This is a genomic window from Pseudoxanthomonas sp. LjRoot206, assembly GCF_056175725.1.
In genome coordinates, this window is sequence record NZ_JBGFFI010000005.1 from 315,015 (window position 1) to 328,001 (window position 12,987).

A 12,987-nucleotide genomic window follows, 5' to 3' on the forward strand; every position below is an offset into this window, starting at 1 on the left:
CATCGCATACCGGCCGCCCTATTGTGCAGTGCGCCAACGCCGGCCGCGACGGTTGCGTTCGCAACCGCTGCGGGTGCCGTGCGACGCGCGTGCGGCCTTATTTTCGGGCGGCGGCGAGTTCGGTGATGTGCGCGTTGTGGCGGATCAGCTCGGCGCACTCGACGGCGAAGATGCCCATCTGCCCGACCTTGAACTCGATCCAGGCGAATTCGACGTCCGGCAGCAGCTTGACCAGCGCGCGCTCGGACTCGCCGACCTCGCAGATCAGCAGGCCGTCCTGGCTCAGGTGCAACGGTGCGTCGCGCAGGATCTTCAGCACCAGGTCCAGGCCGTCGTCGCCGGCTCGCAGGCCGAGTTCGGGTTCGAAGGAGTATTCCTTCGGCAGCGCGTCGGTCTCGTCGTTGGTGACGTAGGGCGGATTGGTGACGATCAGGTCGTAGTGACGGCCGGTCAGGCCGGCGAACAGGTCCGACTTGATGAACTGCACGTTGTCGGCCAGCAGGCGCGCCTTGTTCTCGGCCGACAGCGCCAGTGCGTCGTCGCTGATGTCGACGCCGTCGACCTGCCAGTCCGGGTTGTAGTGGCCCATCGCGATGGCGATGCAGCCGGAGCCGGTGCACAGGTCCAGCGCGTGGTTGACCTCGCGGCCGCCCAGCCAGGGCTCGAAGCCGGCTTCGATCAGCTCGGCGATCGGCGAGCGCGGCACCAGGGCGCGCGCATCGCTCTTGAAGCTCAGGCCGGCGAACCAGGCCTCGCCGGTCAGGTAGGCGACCGGGATGCGCTCGTTGACGCGGCGCTCGAACAGCGCCAGCACCTGCGCCTTCTCCGCGCCGGTGACGCGTGCCTGGCCGTAGGCCGGACCCAGGTCCGGCGGCAGGTGCAGCGTGTGCAGCACCAGGTGCGACGATTCGTCCAGCGCGTTGTCGTAGCTGTGGCCGAAGGTCAGTCCGGCAGCGTTGAACCGGCTGGCGCCGTAGCGGATCAGGTCGATGATGGTGTGCAGTTCGGCGGCGACGTCGGCGGTCATGGCAAGGCTTGTGAAGACGCCGGAACGGCGAAGGCCGCCGATTATAGGGGCTGCCCCGGTATCATGGCCGCCTTCGTGCCGCGCCCATGCGGCCCCGGCCCACCGGCCGCGCCCCTCGTTCGTGGGAATCCCAAGCGCATGTTCAACAAGAAGATCGGCCTCATCCTCGTCCTGGCGCTGGCCGCCGGCCTGGGCCTGCTGGCCGCGCAGACGTTCTTCGGCCCGGTCACGCCCGCCACCGTGTGGCCGCCCACGCAGACCGTCACCCTGTTCCCGCAGGCGCGCCCGCTGCCGCCGTTCTCGCTGCGCCAGTCCGACGGCACCCAGCTCGCCGATGGCGAACTGAAAGGCCACTGGACGCTGGTCTTCCTCGGCTTCACCTTCTGCCCGGACGTCTGCCCGACCACGCTGGCCGAACTGGCGCAGGCCCAGGCGCAGTGGAAGGACCTGCCCGACTCCACCCGCCCGCGCGTGCTGTTCGTGTCGGTCGATCCCGAGCGCGACACGCCGACCCGCATCGGCGAGTACGCCCACGCTTTCCATCCCGACACGATGGCGGCCACAGCCGACGTGCCGACGCTGGAGAACTTCGCCAAGTCGCTGGGCTTCGTCTTCATGAAGGTGCCGGGCGACGGCTTCGATCAGAATCCGAACGACTACAGCATGGACCACTCCTCGGCGATCGGCGTGCTGGACCCGCAGGGCCGCCTGGCCGGCCTGATCCGCCCGCCCTTCCAGCCCAAGGCGATCGCCGCCGACATGCGCGCGCTGACCGAGGCGTCGACGAAATGAGCCTGCTGACCTCGCTGACCTACGTCCTGCCGCACCGTTTCCTGTCGTCGCTGGCGCGCCGGCTGGCGTATTCCACCTCGCCGGGCACCAGCCGCTGGCTGATCGATACGGTGACGAAGAAATTCAACGTCGACCTCGGCGAGGCCGCGAATCCCGATCCGCGTTCCTACCCCAGCTTCAATGCCTTCTTCACCCGCGCGCTGAAGCCGGGCGCGCGCGTCGCCGACGCGGATCCGCGCGCGCTGCTGATGCCGGCCGACGGCCATATCAGCCAGTGCGGCCCGATCGAGGACGGCCGCATCTTCCAGGCCAAGGGCCAGTCGTTCACCGCGGCCGAGCTGCTGGGCGATGCGGCGGCGGCGGAGCCGTTCCGCAACGGCCTGTTCGCCACCGTCTACCTGTCGCCGCGCGACTACCACCGCGTGCACATGCCGTGGACCGGTACGCTGCGCGAAACCGTGCACGTGCCCGGCCGTCTCTTCAGCGTGGGCACCGACGCCGTGGCGAACGTGCCGCGCCTGTTCGCCCGCAACGAGCGCCTGGTCTGCCACTTCGACACCGATTTCGGCCCGATGGTGTCGGTGATGGTCGGTGCGCTGCTCGTGTCCGGCGTGGAAACCGTGTGGAGCGGCGAAGAGATTCCCGCCTACGGCACCGCGATCACCCGCAAGGACTACCGCGGCAAGGGCATCACGCTGGAGCGATTCGCGGAGATGGCCCGCTTCAATTACGGATCGACGGTCATCGTGCTGCTGCCGCCGGGCGTGGCAGAGATGGCGCCGGAGTTGAAGGCGGAATCTCCGGTCCGGCTGGGACAGGCGCTCGCCCGGCTACGATAACGGGTAGCGTGCGCCATGCGCACGACCGCACGATGCATCACACGTGCACGAGCCCTCCAGGCATCCCATAGTCGTGCGCGCAGCGCACGCTACGTGGGGCGTTCCGTCACGATCGTAGCGTGCTCCGTGCGCACGACTGCACGATGCATCTCCGCCAATCGCTTTGTCCCACCCGCGATCCCGAGCGCATTGTTAATGGCACCGATGCTCGATGGACCGCATCATGACCACCTGTTCTCTCCGACAGGCAGCCAAGGATGGCGAGTTTCCGACGCGTATTCACGCCAGGCGCAACCTGGTTCTTCACGGTCGTCGCCGCACGACGGCGTCCCCTGCTGACAGACCCGCGCGTGATCTCGGCCTTCGGCACGGCGATGCGGGAGGTCAGGCAAGCACTGCCGTTCTCGATGCCGGCCTGGGTCCTGCTGCCGGACCACCTTCATGTGCTCTGGACGCTTCCGGAAGGCGATACCGACTATCCACGACGCTGGTCGATCATCAAGCGCAGGACATCCCAACTGGCCGGGCTTCCGCCGATGGCACGCACCTGCGCGATGGTCGCGCGTCGCGAAAGCGGGTTATGGCAGCGACGCTACTGGGAACATCTGATCCGCGACCCCGATGACCTGCGCCGGCATATGGACTACATCCACTTCAATCCGGTCAAGCATGGCCATGCGGACGCACCCGCGTCGTGGCCCTATTCGAGTATCGACCGGCACGTCCGCACGGGCACCTATCCTCCGGACTGGCGAGCCACCCAAGACATGGAAGCCCTCGATTCAGGCGAACCGTAGCGTGCGCTGTGCGCACGACCTCAAGCAGGCCGACATCGCGCGGTCGTGCGCATGGCGCACGCTACGGCCGACGGCTCCTCATTACCGGTCCCGCGCGACATCCCATGGACAGGCACGAACGGAACCGCCACGCCATCTGCCACATCGACACGCTGGACACCCGCGAACGTAGCGTGCGCCGCGCGCACGACCTCAAGCAGGCCGACATCAGTCGTGCGCATGGCGCACGCTACTTCCTGCAGCTCTCCAGCTTCAGTTCCTGGCCCGGCCGCACCGAGTACGCAGGCGCCTTCAGCTTGTTGGCCTGCGCCAACTTCTTCAGGTCGCACTGGAACCGCTGCGAGATGCGGCCCAGCGTGTCGCCCTTCGCCACCCGGTAATCACGTGCCTGCTTGGCTTTCGGTTCCGCGGGCTGGGGTTCGCCGGAGGCGACCGTGGTCGGCACGCCGGCGACCGGCGTCACGTCGCCCACGGCGACGCTGCCCGAGCGCGAAGCACGCCGGATGGCGGCGGCGGGATCGGCGCTCACCAGCGTGCGCGCCAGTTCCGCACGCGGTCCATTCACGCAGTGGCGCGTGTACAAGCCGGCGATGCGCGCATTGGCCTTGAGCGTGGTGCCGGCCGGGATCCAGGCTTCCGGCTGGTAGCGCGGATTGAGGTTGCGCAGCGTGCGCATGTAGCCCTCGCGCGTGCCGCCATTGCCCAGGCAGATGGTCAGCTCGTAGATCGACGCGTCGCGCGCCAGCTTGAGCGACGCCGGCTGCGCGTTGACCTTGGGGAACTCCAGCCCGTACTGGCGCGGGTGCAGGAACAACCAGGCCGCCGCGATCACCATCGGCACGTAGTCGCGCGTCTCGCCGGGGAACTGGCTGTAGACCACGTCGTCCCAGAAACCGAGGCCGCTGTTCTCGCGGTACACGCGTGCGGCGCGGCCTTCGCCGCCGTTGTAGGCGGCCAGTGCCAGCTCGATGTTGTTGTTGAGGCCGCGCATGCGCTCGTTCATGTACTCGGCGCTCGCCTGGCCCGAGGCGTACGGGTCGTAGCGCGTGTCGAAGCCGCTCGCATCGCGTCCCAGGCCGAAGCGGACGCCGGTGTGGAACATGAACTGCATCGGTCCCGCCGCGCCGGCGCGCGAAGTGGAATGCACGCGTCCGTTGGATTCCTTCGCCATGATGCCGAACAGCAAGGCTTCCGGCAGACCGCTGCGCTCCCAGGCCGGATACAGCTCGGATCGCATGTTCTGGTAGTTCTCGTAGCTGTCGATCAGCGCCGGGCGCATGTCGGTCAGCCAGCGACGGATGCCGGCCTGGATCGCCGGGTTGTACTCCACCATGCGGTCGAAGGCGTGCCGCTGGTCGTTCAGCAGCGCGGCAGTGCGCGCCGTCTCCGGGATCGCAGCGCTGCCGGGGACCGCATGATCGGTCCCGTCGTCAAGGGCATCGATGGTCTCGCCCTCGCCTTCGTCGTCTTCGCCCTGCGCATCGGCATTACCCTTCAGCAGGCGCTTGTACGTTGCCAGCAAGGTGGGCACCTGGCAGCCGCGCTGCTGCACGCAGGCGGCCAGCACGTCTTCCATGTCTTCCAGCGCCGCATCGCTTTCGGTCGCGCCACGCGGATCGCTGTTGGCGACCAGCACCAGGCCATCGCGGTAACGCTTCTCGGCGGCGGCCATGCGCTGTTCCAGCGCTTCTGCGGCCGCGCGATCGCGTGCGGACACGCGTTGGGCCAGCGACACCGGCGATACCAACAGCAGGGACAGGGCGACCACGACGGGCCAGTGGCGCAGACAGGCAGGAACCGCAAACGACATCAGGTATGCATCCAGAGTGTGAGCCGGGAGGGTAGCCCTGCCCGCGCGCCCCGGGCAAGGCCGGACGTCCCGGGTCTTTATCCCGGAGGCGGTTTCCAGCGGCTAGAATCCCGCCATCACCACGCGAGGTTGCACATGGATCCGATCCTGCTGGGCAAGGGCATCACGGACGATATCCCGGTCACGCTGCTGCCGAAGTTCGGCAACCGTCATGGCCTGGTGGCCGGCGCTACCGGCACCGGCAAGACGGTGACGCTGATGACCCTGGCCGAAGGCTTCTCGCGCATGGGCGTGCCCGTGTTCATGGCCGACGTGAAGGGTGACGTGGCCGGCCTGGCCGCAGCCGGCGACGGCAGCGAGCGCGTCATGCAGCGGGCGAAGGACATCGGCATCGCCGACTACGCGCCGATCGCCAGCCCGGTGGTGTTCTGGGACCTGTACGGCAAGCTCGGCCATCCGGTCCGCACCACTGTCAGCGAGATGGGCCCTACCCTGCTCTCGCGCATCCTGGAATTGAACGACACCCAGAGCGGCGTGCTGGACATCGTGTTCAAGCTCGCCGACGACCGCGGCCTGCTGCTGCTCGACCTGGAAGACCTGCGCGCGCTGCTGGGCCTGGTCGCCGCCGAGCGCAAGGACATTTCCACCAGCTACGGCCTGGTCAGCACGCAGTCGGTGGGCGCCATCCAGCGCGCGTTGCTGCGGCTGGAGCAGGAAGGCGGCGAGATGTTCTTCGGCGAACCGGCGCTGGAACTGACCGACCTGATGCGCACGAACACCGATGGCCGCGGCGTCATCGGCATCCTGGCGGCCGACCAGTTGATCCTGAAGCCACGCCTGTACTCCAGCTTCCTGCTGTGGCTGTTGTCGGAACTGTTCGAGACGCTGCCGGAAGTCGGCGACCTGGACAAGCCCAAGCTGGTGTTCGTGTTCGACGAGGCGCACCTGCTGTTCGACGACGCGCCACCCGCCCTGCAGCAGCGTATCGAACAGGTGGTGCGCCTGATCCGCTCCAAGGGCGTCGGTGTGTACTTCTGCTCGCAGTTCCCAGATGACGTGCCCGACAACATCCTCGGCCAGCTGGGCAACCGCGTGCAGCACGCGCTGCGCGCGTTCACTCCGCGCGACCAGAAGGCGGTGAAGACCGCCGCGCAGACCTTCGTACCGAACCCGAAACTGGACGTGGCGCAGGCCATTTCCACGCTGGGTACCGGCGAGGCGCTGGTGTCGACGCTGCAGGACAAGGGCATTCCCTCGCCGGTGCAGCAGACGCTGGTGTCGCCGCCGCGCTGCCGGATGGGCGCGATCAACGAGGCCGAGCGGCAGCAGGTGCGCAACAACAGCCCGGTGGGCGGCAAGTACGACACGGCGGTGAACCGCGAATCGGCGGCGGAGATGCTGGCCAAGCGCGCCGAGACGGCCGTGCAGGCTGCCAACGCGCCGGCCGCGAAGACGGAAAAGGATGATCCCGATGCCGGCGGCTTCGGCCAGGCGGTGAAGGACGCGGTGTTCGGTACCAAGCGCCGCCAGGGCATGATCGAGACGATGGCCAAGCAGACCACGCGCACGGTCGGCACCAAGCTGGGCAACCAGATCGTGCGCGGCATCCTGGGCAGCATCTTCGGCGGACGCCGTTGATCACACGGATGAAGTGGCTGTCCGCTCTCTCGGTCTGCTCGATGCCGCTTGCCGCCGCTGCCGCCAATCCGACGCCCGCGACCTTCGCTGGCCAGTTCTTCGGCACCGTAACGGACCGCGTCTGCGCATCCCAGGATGCGCTGCTGTCCCTGAGTGCTGACGGACACTATGCGCTGCAGCTGCATTGTCAGGACGACCTGCAGGCGACACCCGTGCGCCACGGACGCTGGTCCGTGACCTGGAATGGCACCTGCGTACAGCTCACGCCCGACGACGTACCGGCGCAACCGCTGGAGTTCGCGATCCACGACGACGACCTGCTGGTGCTGACCATCGGCAGCTGCATCGAGCCGGTCGAGGACCCTCGCGGCCGCACGCTGCGTCGCGCACTCGACGACACCGGAAACGACTGATGTCCCGTTGGCGCCCGCCCGGCGAGAAAAGCACCGCCCTGATCACCCGCGAAGGCCACGACCGTCTGAAGGCGGAACTGGACGACCTGTGGCGCGTACGCCGTCCCGAGGTGGTGAAGGCACTGGCCGCCGCCGCGGCCGAAGGCGACCGCTCAGAGAACGCGGAGTACACCTACCGCAAGAAGCAACTCGGCGAGATCGACCGCCGCGTGCGCTATCTGAGCAAGCGGCTGGAAGTGCTGCGCGTGGTCGATACCGCACCCAGCGATCCGGACGCGGTGTTCTTCGGCGCCACGGTCGAACTGGAGAATGTCGCCAGCGGCGAAACCTCGCGTTACCGCATCGTCGGCCCCGACGAGACCGACGCGGCGCGCGGCTGGATCAGCATCGACTCGCCCATGGCCCGCGCGTTGCTGAAGAAGCGCATCGACGATGAGTTCGCCGTGGAGCTGCCCGGCGGCCTCACGCAGTTCGTACTGGTGGATGTCGGCTACGCCGGCTGATCCTCACAGCGGCTGCGGGTAAACGCGACCCTCGCGCAGCGGCCGGAAGTAGTCCGCCTCCGCGTAAAACGCCTCACCCTGTTCCGCATGCCACCCGGGAATGCCGGACAGTGGCAACGGACGCAGTTCCGTCGGCGTGACGAGACTCGTCCCTGCCACGATCGACTCGACCGCGCGTGCGACGCTGTCGACCGGGTCGCCCAGCACCACCAGGCACTTGCCGACCAACCGTCGCCCCGGCACCAGCATCTGCTCCATCAGCGCATGCCCGACCACGGCCGCGACGCTGATGCCGCCATCGCGCCAGCGACCGGCGTTCGCATAGAACAGTGCCGTCCAGTCATGCCGGTCCCACAGGTCCAGCAGCGCCCTGTCGCGCACCTGCACGATGACGCCGCTTTCGTCGAACTGCGTCAGCGCCTGCTGCGCAGGACTGCGCTCACGCGTGCCCATCCGTTCGATCTGCCGGCACTGCTGTTTATTGAGGGCGTGCTTGAGGTCTGGGTGACGCATCCAGACCATCGCGTTGAACAGGTCGTGCCAGTTCTCGGTTCGCGTGGCGATGTGGCCCTGCGCAATACGCGCTTCGTAGTGCAGGCCGTCGGCGAGCAGGGTCGCAGCCTGCGGTACGAATCGGGGGCCGGACGCCTGCATCCGGGCATTCAGGGATTCGATCTCCGGCCACCGTTCGGCCGTCACCAGATCCAGATACTCGCCGTATCCATCAAACAGCGGATGCCGGAAACACACGGCACCCACCTGCCCGCGTAGTGGCGCGACGAAACGACGCCGGTCATTACCGGCGCTGAGCGCATCCGGCGACGCGGTCACAGCACCTTGATGTCGAGCGGCATGCCATCCCTTGCCACGATGGCATCGCCGATCAGGTCGTGCTCGTCGCTTTCGGTGATCTCCACGTCGACGAACTGGCCGACGCGCAGGCCCAGTTCACCGCCGTTCTGGATGTGCACCAGGCCGTCGATCTCCGGCGCATCCGCCTTGGAACGCGCTACGGCGATATCGTCCTCGATCAGGTCGACCAGGCACTGCTGCACCGTGCCGATCTTCGCTTCCAGCCGCGCGGCGGAAATCTCCGCCTGCTTCTCCATGAAGCGCGCCAGGCGTTCCTGCTTGACCGCTTCCGGCACGGAGTTGGGCAGCAGGTTGGCCTCGGCACCTTCGACCGGCGAATAGGCGAACGCGCCGACGCGGTCGAGCTGCGCTTCGTCGAGGAACTGCAGCAGTTCTTCGAACTCCTGGTCGGTCTCACCGGGGAAACCCACGATGAAGGTCGAGCGAAGGGTGATGTCGGGACAGATCGAACGCCAGCGCTTCACGCGCTCCAGTGTCTTGTCGACCGCACCCGGCCGCTTCATCAGCTTCAGGATCCGCGGGCTGGCGTGCTGGAACGGGATGTCGAGATACGGCAGCACCTTGTTCTCCGCCATCAGCGGCACGATGTCGTCGACATGCGGATACGGATAGACGTAGTGCAGGCGCACCCAGGCATCGAGTTCGCCCAGTCCTTCGCACAGCGCCTTCATACGGGTCTGGTAGGCCTTGCCGCGCCATTCGCGTTCGGCGTACTTCACGTCCACGCCGTAGGCCGACGTGTCCTGCGAGACCACCAGCAGTTCCTTCACGCCGCCGCGCACCAGCCGCTCGGCCTCGCGCAGCACGTCATCGACCGGACGCGAGACCAGGTCGCCGCGCATCGACGGAATGATGCAGAAGCTGCAGCGGTGGTTGCAGCCTTCGGAAATCTTCAGATAGGCGTAGTGGCGCGGGGTCAGCTTGATGCCGTAGTCCGGCACCAGGTCGACGAAGGGATCGTGCTTCGGCGGCAGCGCTTCGTGCAGCGCTTCCATCACGCTCTGGTAGTCCTGCGGGCCGCTGATCGCCAGCACGTCGGGGTACTGCTCGCGGATCTGTTCCGGGCGCTTGCCCAGGCAGCCGGTGACGATGACCTTGCCGTTCGCGTTCATCGCCTCGCCGATGGCGTCCAGCGATTCGGCCACGGCCGAATCGATGAAGCCGCAGGTGTTCACCACCACCACGTCGGCCGCATCGTAGGTCGGCACGATGTCGTACCCCTCCACGCGCAGCTGGGTGAGGATGCGCTCGGAATCGACCAGGGCCTTCGGGCAGCCGAGGCTGACGAAGCCGACTTTGGGGTTCTGCAGGGACATGGAGACGGTACGGCGGCGGCGTGTACGGGGCGCGGATTATAGCCGCCCGGCTCCATCGGGCCCGGCCGGACCGTTCAGCCTCCGATGCCCGGCTGCTCCTCCGCGGAGGGTGTCTGCTCCATGTAGACCGGCCGCGTGGGCAGCTTCGTCCGTGTTTCCACCGGCGCTCCATAGCCGCCGTCGCCATCGGATCCGGCGCTGCGGCGGCTCCGCAGCCCGGTGAGCCGGTTGCGCCTACACTTCATGCCATTCCGCCTGAGGATCCCGTATGGGCCAGTGGACCCACCTCGACACGCCGCACGGGCGAATCGCCGCCTGGCGCGCGGACCCGTCCCGGACGCCGCGCGGCGCGCTGGTCCTCGTGCAGGAGATCTTCGGCGTCAACGCGCATATCCGCAGCGTAGCGGAGAGCTTCGCACTCGAGGGCTATGCCGTCCTGGCGCCGTCCTACTTCGATGTGATCGAACCCGGCGTGGAACTGGGCTACGACGCCGAGGGCGTCGAACGCGGGCGCGCCTTGAGAGACGCCGTGGGCCTGGAGCGCGCCACCGACATCACCCGCGCGGCGGCCGATGCGCTGGCGGCGCATCGCCCGGTGGGTACGGTCGGCTACTGCTGGGGCGGCACCGTCGCCCTGCTCGCGGCACTGCGGCTGGGACTGCCCTCGGCGAGCTACTACGGCGCGCGCAACCTGCCGTTCCTGGATGAAGCGCCGCGGGCGCCGGTGATGTTCCATTTCGGCGAACAGGACGCATCGATCCCGCCGGACATGGTGCAGGCGCATCGCGACAGGCTCCCGCAGATGGACCTGTTCACCTATCCTGCCGGGCACGGCTTCAACTGCGACCTGCGCGCGGACTACGAACCTTCGAGCGCGCGGCTGGCGCGTGAACGTACGCTGGATTTCTTCACCCGGAACCTCGCATGACCGATTTCCTGCTCGACCCGCGCCTCGCCACCGACAGCGCCTTCATCGCCGATGGCCCGCTGTCGCAGGTGCGGCTGATGGACGACACGCGCTATCCCTGGCTGGTGCTGGTGCCTCGCGTGAACGCCGTCAGCGAATGGCTGGACCTGGATGGCGGGCAGCAACGCCTGCTGCTGGCCGAGATCAACCAGGCCGGCCAGCTGATCCGTGCGCAGCCCGGCGTGGAGAAGCTCAACATCGGCGCGCTCGGCAACATCGTGCGCCAGTTGCATGTCCATCTGGTCGGGCGCCACGGCGGCGACGCGGCGTGGCCGGGCCCGGTGTGGGGCAATGGCAGCGCGGTCCGGCATGCGCCGGACCAACTGGCGACCGAAATCGAACGCTGGCGCCAGCGCCTGGCATGAGCACACCGCGGTTCGAACCGCTCGCCGACGATGGCCTGCTGGTGCGCCTGGGCGAGCGCATCGATGTGGAGCTCAACGCCGAGGTGCACTGGTTGGCGGCACGGCTGCGCGACGGCTCGCCTCCCTGGCTGCGCGATCTGGTGCCGGCTTACGCCAGCCTCGCGGTGTTCTTCGATGTCGACCGCGTCGCCGGCGACGATCCCCACGCCGTGGTCGCCGACCTCGTAGCCGCCCTGCTTTCGGACCGATCATCGCGCTCCACTGACGACGGCAGCCTGCACGAGATTCCCGTGTGCTACGGCGGCGAGTACGGCGAGGACCTCGTCGATGCGGCGCAGGAGCTCGGCATGGACGCCGACGCACTGGTCGCGCGCCACAGCGCAACGGTCTACACGGTCGCGATGATCGGCTTCGCCCCCGGCTTCCCCTATCTGCTCGGACTGGATCCTGTGCTGGCGCTGCCACGCCTGGCCACGCCGCGCACACGGGTGCCGGCGGGTTCGGTCGCGGTCGGCGGCGCGCAGACGGGCATCTATCCACGTGAAAGCCCGGGGGGATGGCGATTGCTGGGGCGTACACCGCATGTGCTGTTCGATGCCGCGCGCGCGCAACCCGCGCTGCTGCAGCCCGGCGATCGCGTGCGCTTCGTGCCGATCGATGAGGCCACCTTCCGTCGCATGGCGGCCTCGCCGTGAGCGTCTGGCAGGTGCTGTCGCCAGGCGTGCAGACGACCGTACAGGATCAAGGTCGTCATGGCATGCGGCATCTGGGCGTGGCGCGCGCGGGCGCGATGGATCCGGCCGCGCTGGCGATGGCGAACCGGCTGGTCGGCAATGATGAGGGCGATGCCGGACTGGAGATCGCGCTGCAGGGACCGCGACTGCGACTGTCGCGCGCTTGCCGCATCGCGCTGACCGGTGCCGCGCTGACCGCATGGTGGAACGACGTTCCGTTGCCGATGGGTCGACCGCTGGACCTGCCCGCGGGAGAGCTGAAACTGGGTGCCGTGCGCGGCGGATTGCGTGCCTGGCTCTCCGTGGCCGGCGGCATCGACACCTCCCTGGTCCTGGGCAGCCGCAGCACGGATCTGCGCGGCGGCTTCGGCGGCGAGGATGGTCGTACGCTCAGCGCTGGCGACCGGCTGCCGATCGGCGATGGCGGCAGCATACGTTTACGCGCGCAAGCACCCGCGTTTCCCGCGTGGTGGATCGATGTGGACGATCCGTGGATGGCGGACCGCCATGTCCTGCGCTATGTGCCGTCCTCCGATCCCGTCGCATCCGCGTTGTCGGCGCAAGGCTGGCGGACGCATGCCGACAGCAACCGGCAGGGCCTGCGGCTGACCGGGGCCGTCCTCGTCGCGGGCGCTGGCCATGGCGTCTCCGAGCCGGTCGCCGTCGGCACGCTGCAACTGCCCCCCGACGGGCAGCCGATCCTGCTGCTGGCCGACGCGCAGACCGTCGGCGGCTATCCGCGACTGGGCCACGTGATCGCCTGCGACCTGGGACGGGCCGCACAACTGCGCCCCGGCGAACCGGTGCATTTCGAGCCGGTCACGCGCGAACAGGCGCGTTCGCTGGCCCGCGAACATGCGCATCGCCTTGCACGCTTGCGCATCGCCATTGCGCAGCGCCTGCAGGCCTGAGG

At 68.1% G+C, this 12,987-nt stretch carries 14 protein-coding genes; 10 read left to right on the forward strand and 4 right to left on the reverse strand.

Annotated features, from left to right (window positions below):
* Positions 1–97 precede the first annotated feature (97 nt).
* Entirely contained in the window at positions 98–1,027 is a 930-nt protein-coding gene (prmB, locus tag AC04MD_RS16915) for a 50S ribosomal protein L3 N(5)-glutamine methyltransferase (RefSeq protein ID WP_475498431.1), read from the reverse strand.
* A 138-nt stretch (positions 1,028–1,165) separates the two neighbouring features.
* On the opposite strand from prmB, the gene AC04MD_RS16920 reads away from it, so the two are divergent.
* The 3 genes from AC04MD_RS16920 (at position 1,166) to AC04MD_RS16930 (ending at position 3,455) form a co-directional block, all read left to right on the forward strand.
* Positions 1,166–1,819: an SCO family protein gene (locus AC04MD_RS16920; RefSeq protein WP_475498432.1), complete on the forward strand. Its 654-nt coding sequence runs from the start codon at positions 1,166–1,168 to the stop codon at positions 1,817–1,819.
* The gene (gene asd / locus AC04MD_RS16925; RefSeq protein ID WP_475498433.1) at positions 1,816–2,658 is read left to right on the forward strand and encodes an archaetidylserine decarboxylase; all 843 of its coding nucleotides are present in this window, start codon (positions 1,816–1,818) and stop codon (positions 2,656–2,658) included. The genes AC04MD_RS16920 and asd overlap by 4 nt, the downstream gene beginning before the upstream one ends.
* A gap of 257 nt (positions 2,659–2,915) precedes the next feature.
* The gene (locus AC04MD_RS16930; RefSeq protein ID WP_475498434.1) at positions 2,916–3,455 is read left to right on the forward strand and encodes an REP-associated tyrosine transposase; all 540 of its coding nucleotides are present in this window, start codon (positions 2,916–2,918) and stop codon (positions 3,453–3,455) included.
* 229 nt (positions 3,456–3,684) lie between these two features.
* Here the strand turns inward: AC04MD_RS16930 and AC04MD_RS16935 are convergent, their stop codons facing one another.
* Positions 3,685–5,265, reverse strand: coding sequence for a transglycosylase SLT domain-containing protein (locus AC04MD_RS16935; protein ID WP_475498435.1), 1,581 nt, complete (start codon positions 5,263–5,265; stop codon positions 3,685–3,687).
* A 135-nt stretch (positions 5,266–5,400) separates the two neighbouring features.
* Between AC04MD_RS16935 and AC04MD_RS16940 the strand changes: the two genes are divergently transcribed.
* From AC04MD_RS16940 to greB, 3 genes are read left to right on the forward strand one after another with little or no spacing between them, the layout of a single operon-like run.
* Positions 5,401–6,903: a helicase HerA-like domain-containing protein gene (locus AC04MD_RS16940; protein WP_394696813.1), complete on the forward strand. Its 1,503-nt coding sequence runs from the start codon at positions 5,401–5,403 to the stop codon at positions 6,901–6,903.
* Positions 6,904–6,911: 8 nt separating this feature from the next.
* Positions 6,912–7,316 carry a hypothetical protein gene (locus AC04MD_RS16945; RefSeq protein ID WP_475498436.1) on the forward strand — a complete coding sequence of 135 codons (405 nt, stop codon included), beginning with the start codon at positions 6,912–6,914 and terminating at the stop codon, positions 7,314–7,316.
* A complete protein-coding gene (greB, locus tag AC04MD_RS16950) occupies positions 7,316–7,819 on the forward strand; it encodes a transcription elongation factor GreB (protein WP_475498437.1) in 504 nt (167 codons plus the stop codon). The genes AC04MD_RS16945 and greB overlap by 1 nt, the downstream gene beginning before the upstream one ends.
* A gap of 3 nt (positions 7,820–7,822) precedes the next feature.
* Here greB and AC04MD_RS16955 read toward each other — a convergent pair whose 3' ends face one another.
* Together AC04MD_RS16955 and rimO are read right to left on the reverse strand one after the other, a co-directional pair.
* Positions 7,823–8,650: a DUF3025 domain-containing protein gene (locus AC04MD_RS16955; protein ID WP_475498438.1), complete on the reverse strand. Its 828-nt coding sequence runs from the start codon at positions 8,648–8,650 to the stop codon at positions 7,823–7,825.
* Complete coding sequence (gene rimO, locus AC04MD_RS16960; protein WP_475498439.1) at positions 8,647–10,008, reverse strand: 30S ribosomal protein S12 methylthiotransferase RimO; 1,362 nt, start codon at positions 10,006–10,008, stop codon at positions 8,647–8,649. The genes AC04MD_RS16955 and rimO overlap by 4 nt, the downstream gene beginning before the upstream one ends.
* 268 nt (positions 10,009–10,276) lie before the next feature.
* On the opposite strand from rimO, the gene AC04MD_RS16965 reads away from it, so the two are divergent.
* From AC04MD_RS16965 to AC04MD_RS16980, 4 genes are read left to right on the forward strand one after another with little or no spacing between them, the layout of a single operon-like run.
* Entirely contained in the window at positions 10,277–10,936 is a 660-nt protein-coding gene (locus AC04MD_RS16965) for a dienelactone hydrolase family protein (protein WP_475498440.1), read from the forward strand.
* Positions 10,933–11,340 carry an HIT family protein gene (locus tag AC04MD_RS16970; RefSeq protein WP_475498441.1) on the forward strand — a complete coding sequence of 136 codons (408 nt, stop codon included), beginning with the start codon at positions 10,933–10,935 and terminating at the stop codon, positions 11,338–11,340. Before AC04MD_RS16965 ends, AC04MD_RS16970 begins: the two co-directional genes overlap by 4 nt.
* On the forward strand, positions 11,337–12,035 hold the full coding sequence (gene pxpB / locus AC04MD_RS16975) for a 5-oxoprolinase subunit PxpB (RefSeq protein ID WP_475498442.1): 699 nt from the start codon (positions 11,337–11,339) through the stop codon (positions 12,033–12,035). The genes AC04MD_RS16970 and pxpB overlap by 4 nt, the downstream gene beginning before the upstream one ends.
* The gene (locus AC04MD_RS16980; RefSeq protein ID WP_475498443.1) at positions 12,032–12,985 is read left to right on the forward strand and encodes a 5-oxoprolinase subunit C family protein; all 954 of its coding nucleotides are present in this window, start codon (positions 12,032–12,034) and stop codon (positions 12,983–12,985) included. The genes pxpB and AC04MD_RS16980 overlap by 4 nt, the downstream gene beginning before the upstream one ends.
* Positions 12,986–12,987 lie beyond the last annotated feature (2 nt).

Coding starts and splice junctions, on each gene's coding strand:
- AC04MD_RS16970 (WP_475498441.1), top strand. CDS start 10,933: ATGACCGATTTCCTGCTCGACCCGCGCCTCGCCACCGACAGCGCCTTC.
- AC04MD_RS16945 (WP_475498436.1), top strand. CDS start 6,912: ATGAAGTGGCTGTCCGCTCTCTCGGTCTGCTCGATGCCGCTTGCCGCC.
- AC04MD_RS16940 (WP_394696813.1), top strand. CDS start 5,401: ATGGATCCGATCCTGCTGGGCAAGGGCATCACGGACGATATCCCGGTC.
- pxpB (WP_475498442.1), top strand. CDS start 11,337: ATGAGCACACCGCGGTTCGAACCGCTCGCCGACGATGGCCTGCTGGTG.
- AC04MD_RS16965 (WP_475498440.1), top strand. CDS start 10,277: ATGGGCCAGTGGACCCACCTCGACACGCCGCACGGGCGAATCGCCGCC.
- asd (WP_475498433.1), top strand. CDS start 1,816: ATGAGCCTGCTGACCTCGCTGACCTACGTCCTGCCGCACCGTTTCCTG.
- prmB (WP_475498431.1), bottom strand. CDS start 1,027: ATGACCGCCGACGTCGCCGCCGAACTGCACACCATCATCGACCTGATC.
- AC04MD_RS16920 (WP_475498432.1), top strand. CDS start 1,166: ATGTTCAACAAGAAGATCGGCCTCATCCTCGTCCTGGCGCTGGCCGCC.
- greB (WP_475498437.1), top strand. CDS start 7,316: ATGTCCCGTTGGCGCCCGCCCGGCGAGAAAAGCACCGCCCTGATCACC.
- AC04MD_RS16930 (WP_475498434.1), top strand. CDS start 2,916: ATGGCGAGTTTCCGACGCGTATTCACGCCAGGCGCAACCTGGTTCTTC.
- AC04MD_RS16935 (WP_475498435.1), bottom strand. CDS start 5,265: ATGTCGTTTGCGGTTCCTGCCTGTCTGCGCCACTGGCCCGTCGTGGTC.
- rimO (WP_475498439.1), bottom strand. CDS start 10,008: ATGTCCCTGCAGAACCCCAAAGTCGGCTTCGTCAGCCTCGGCTGCCCG.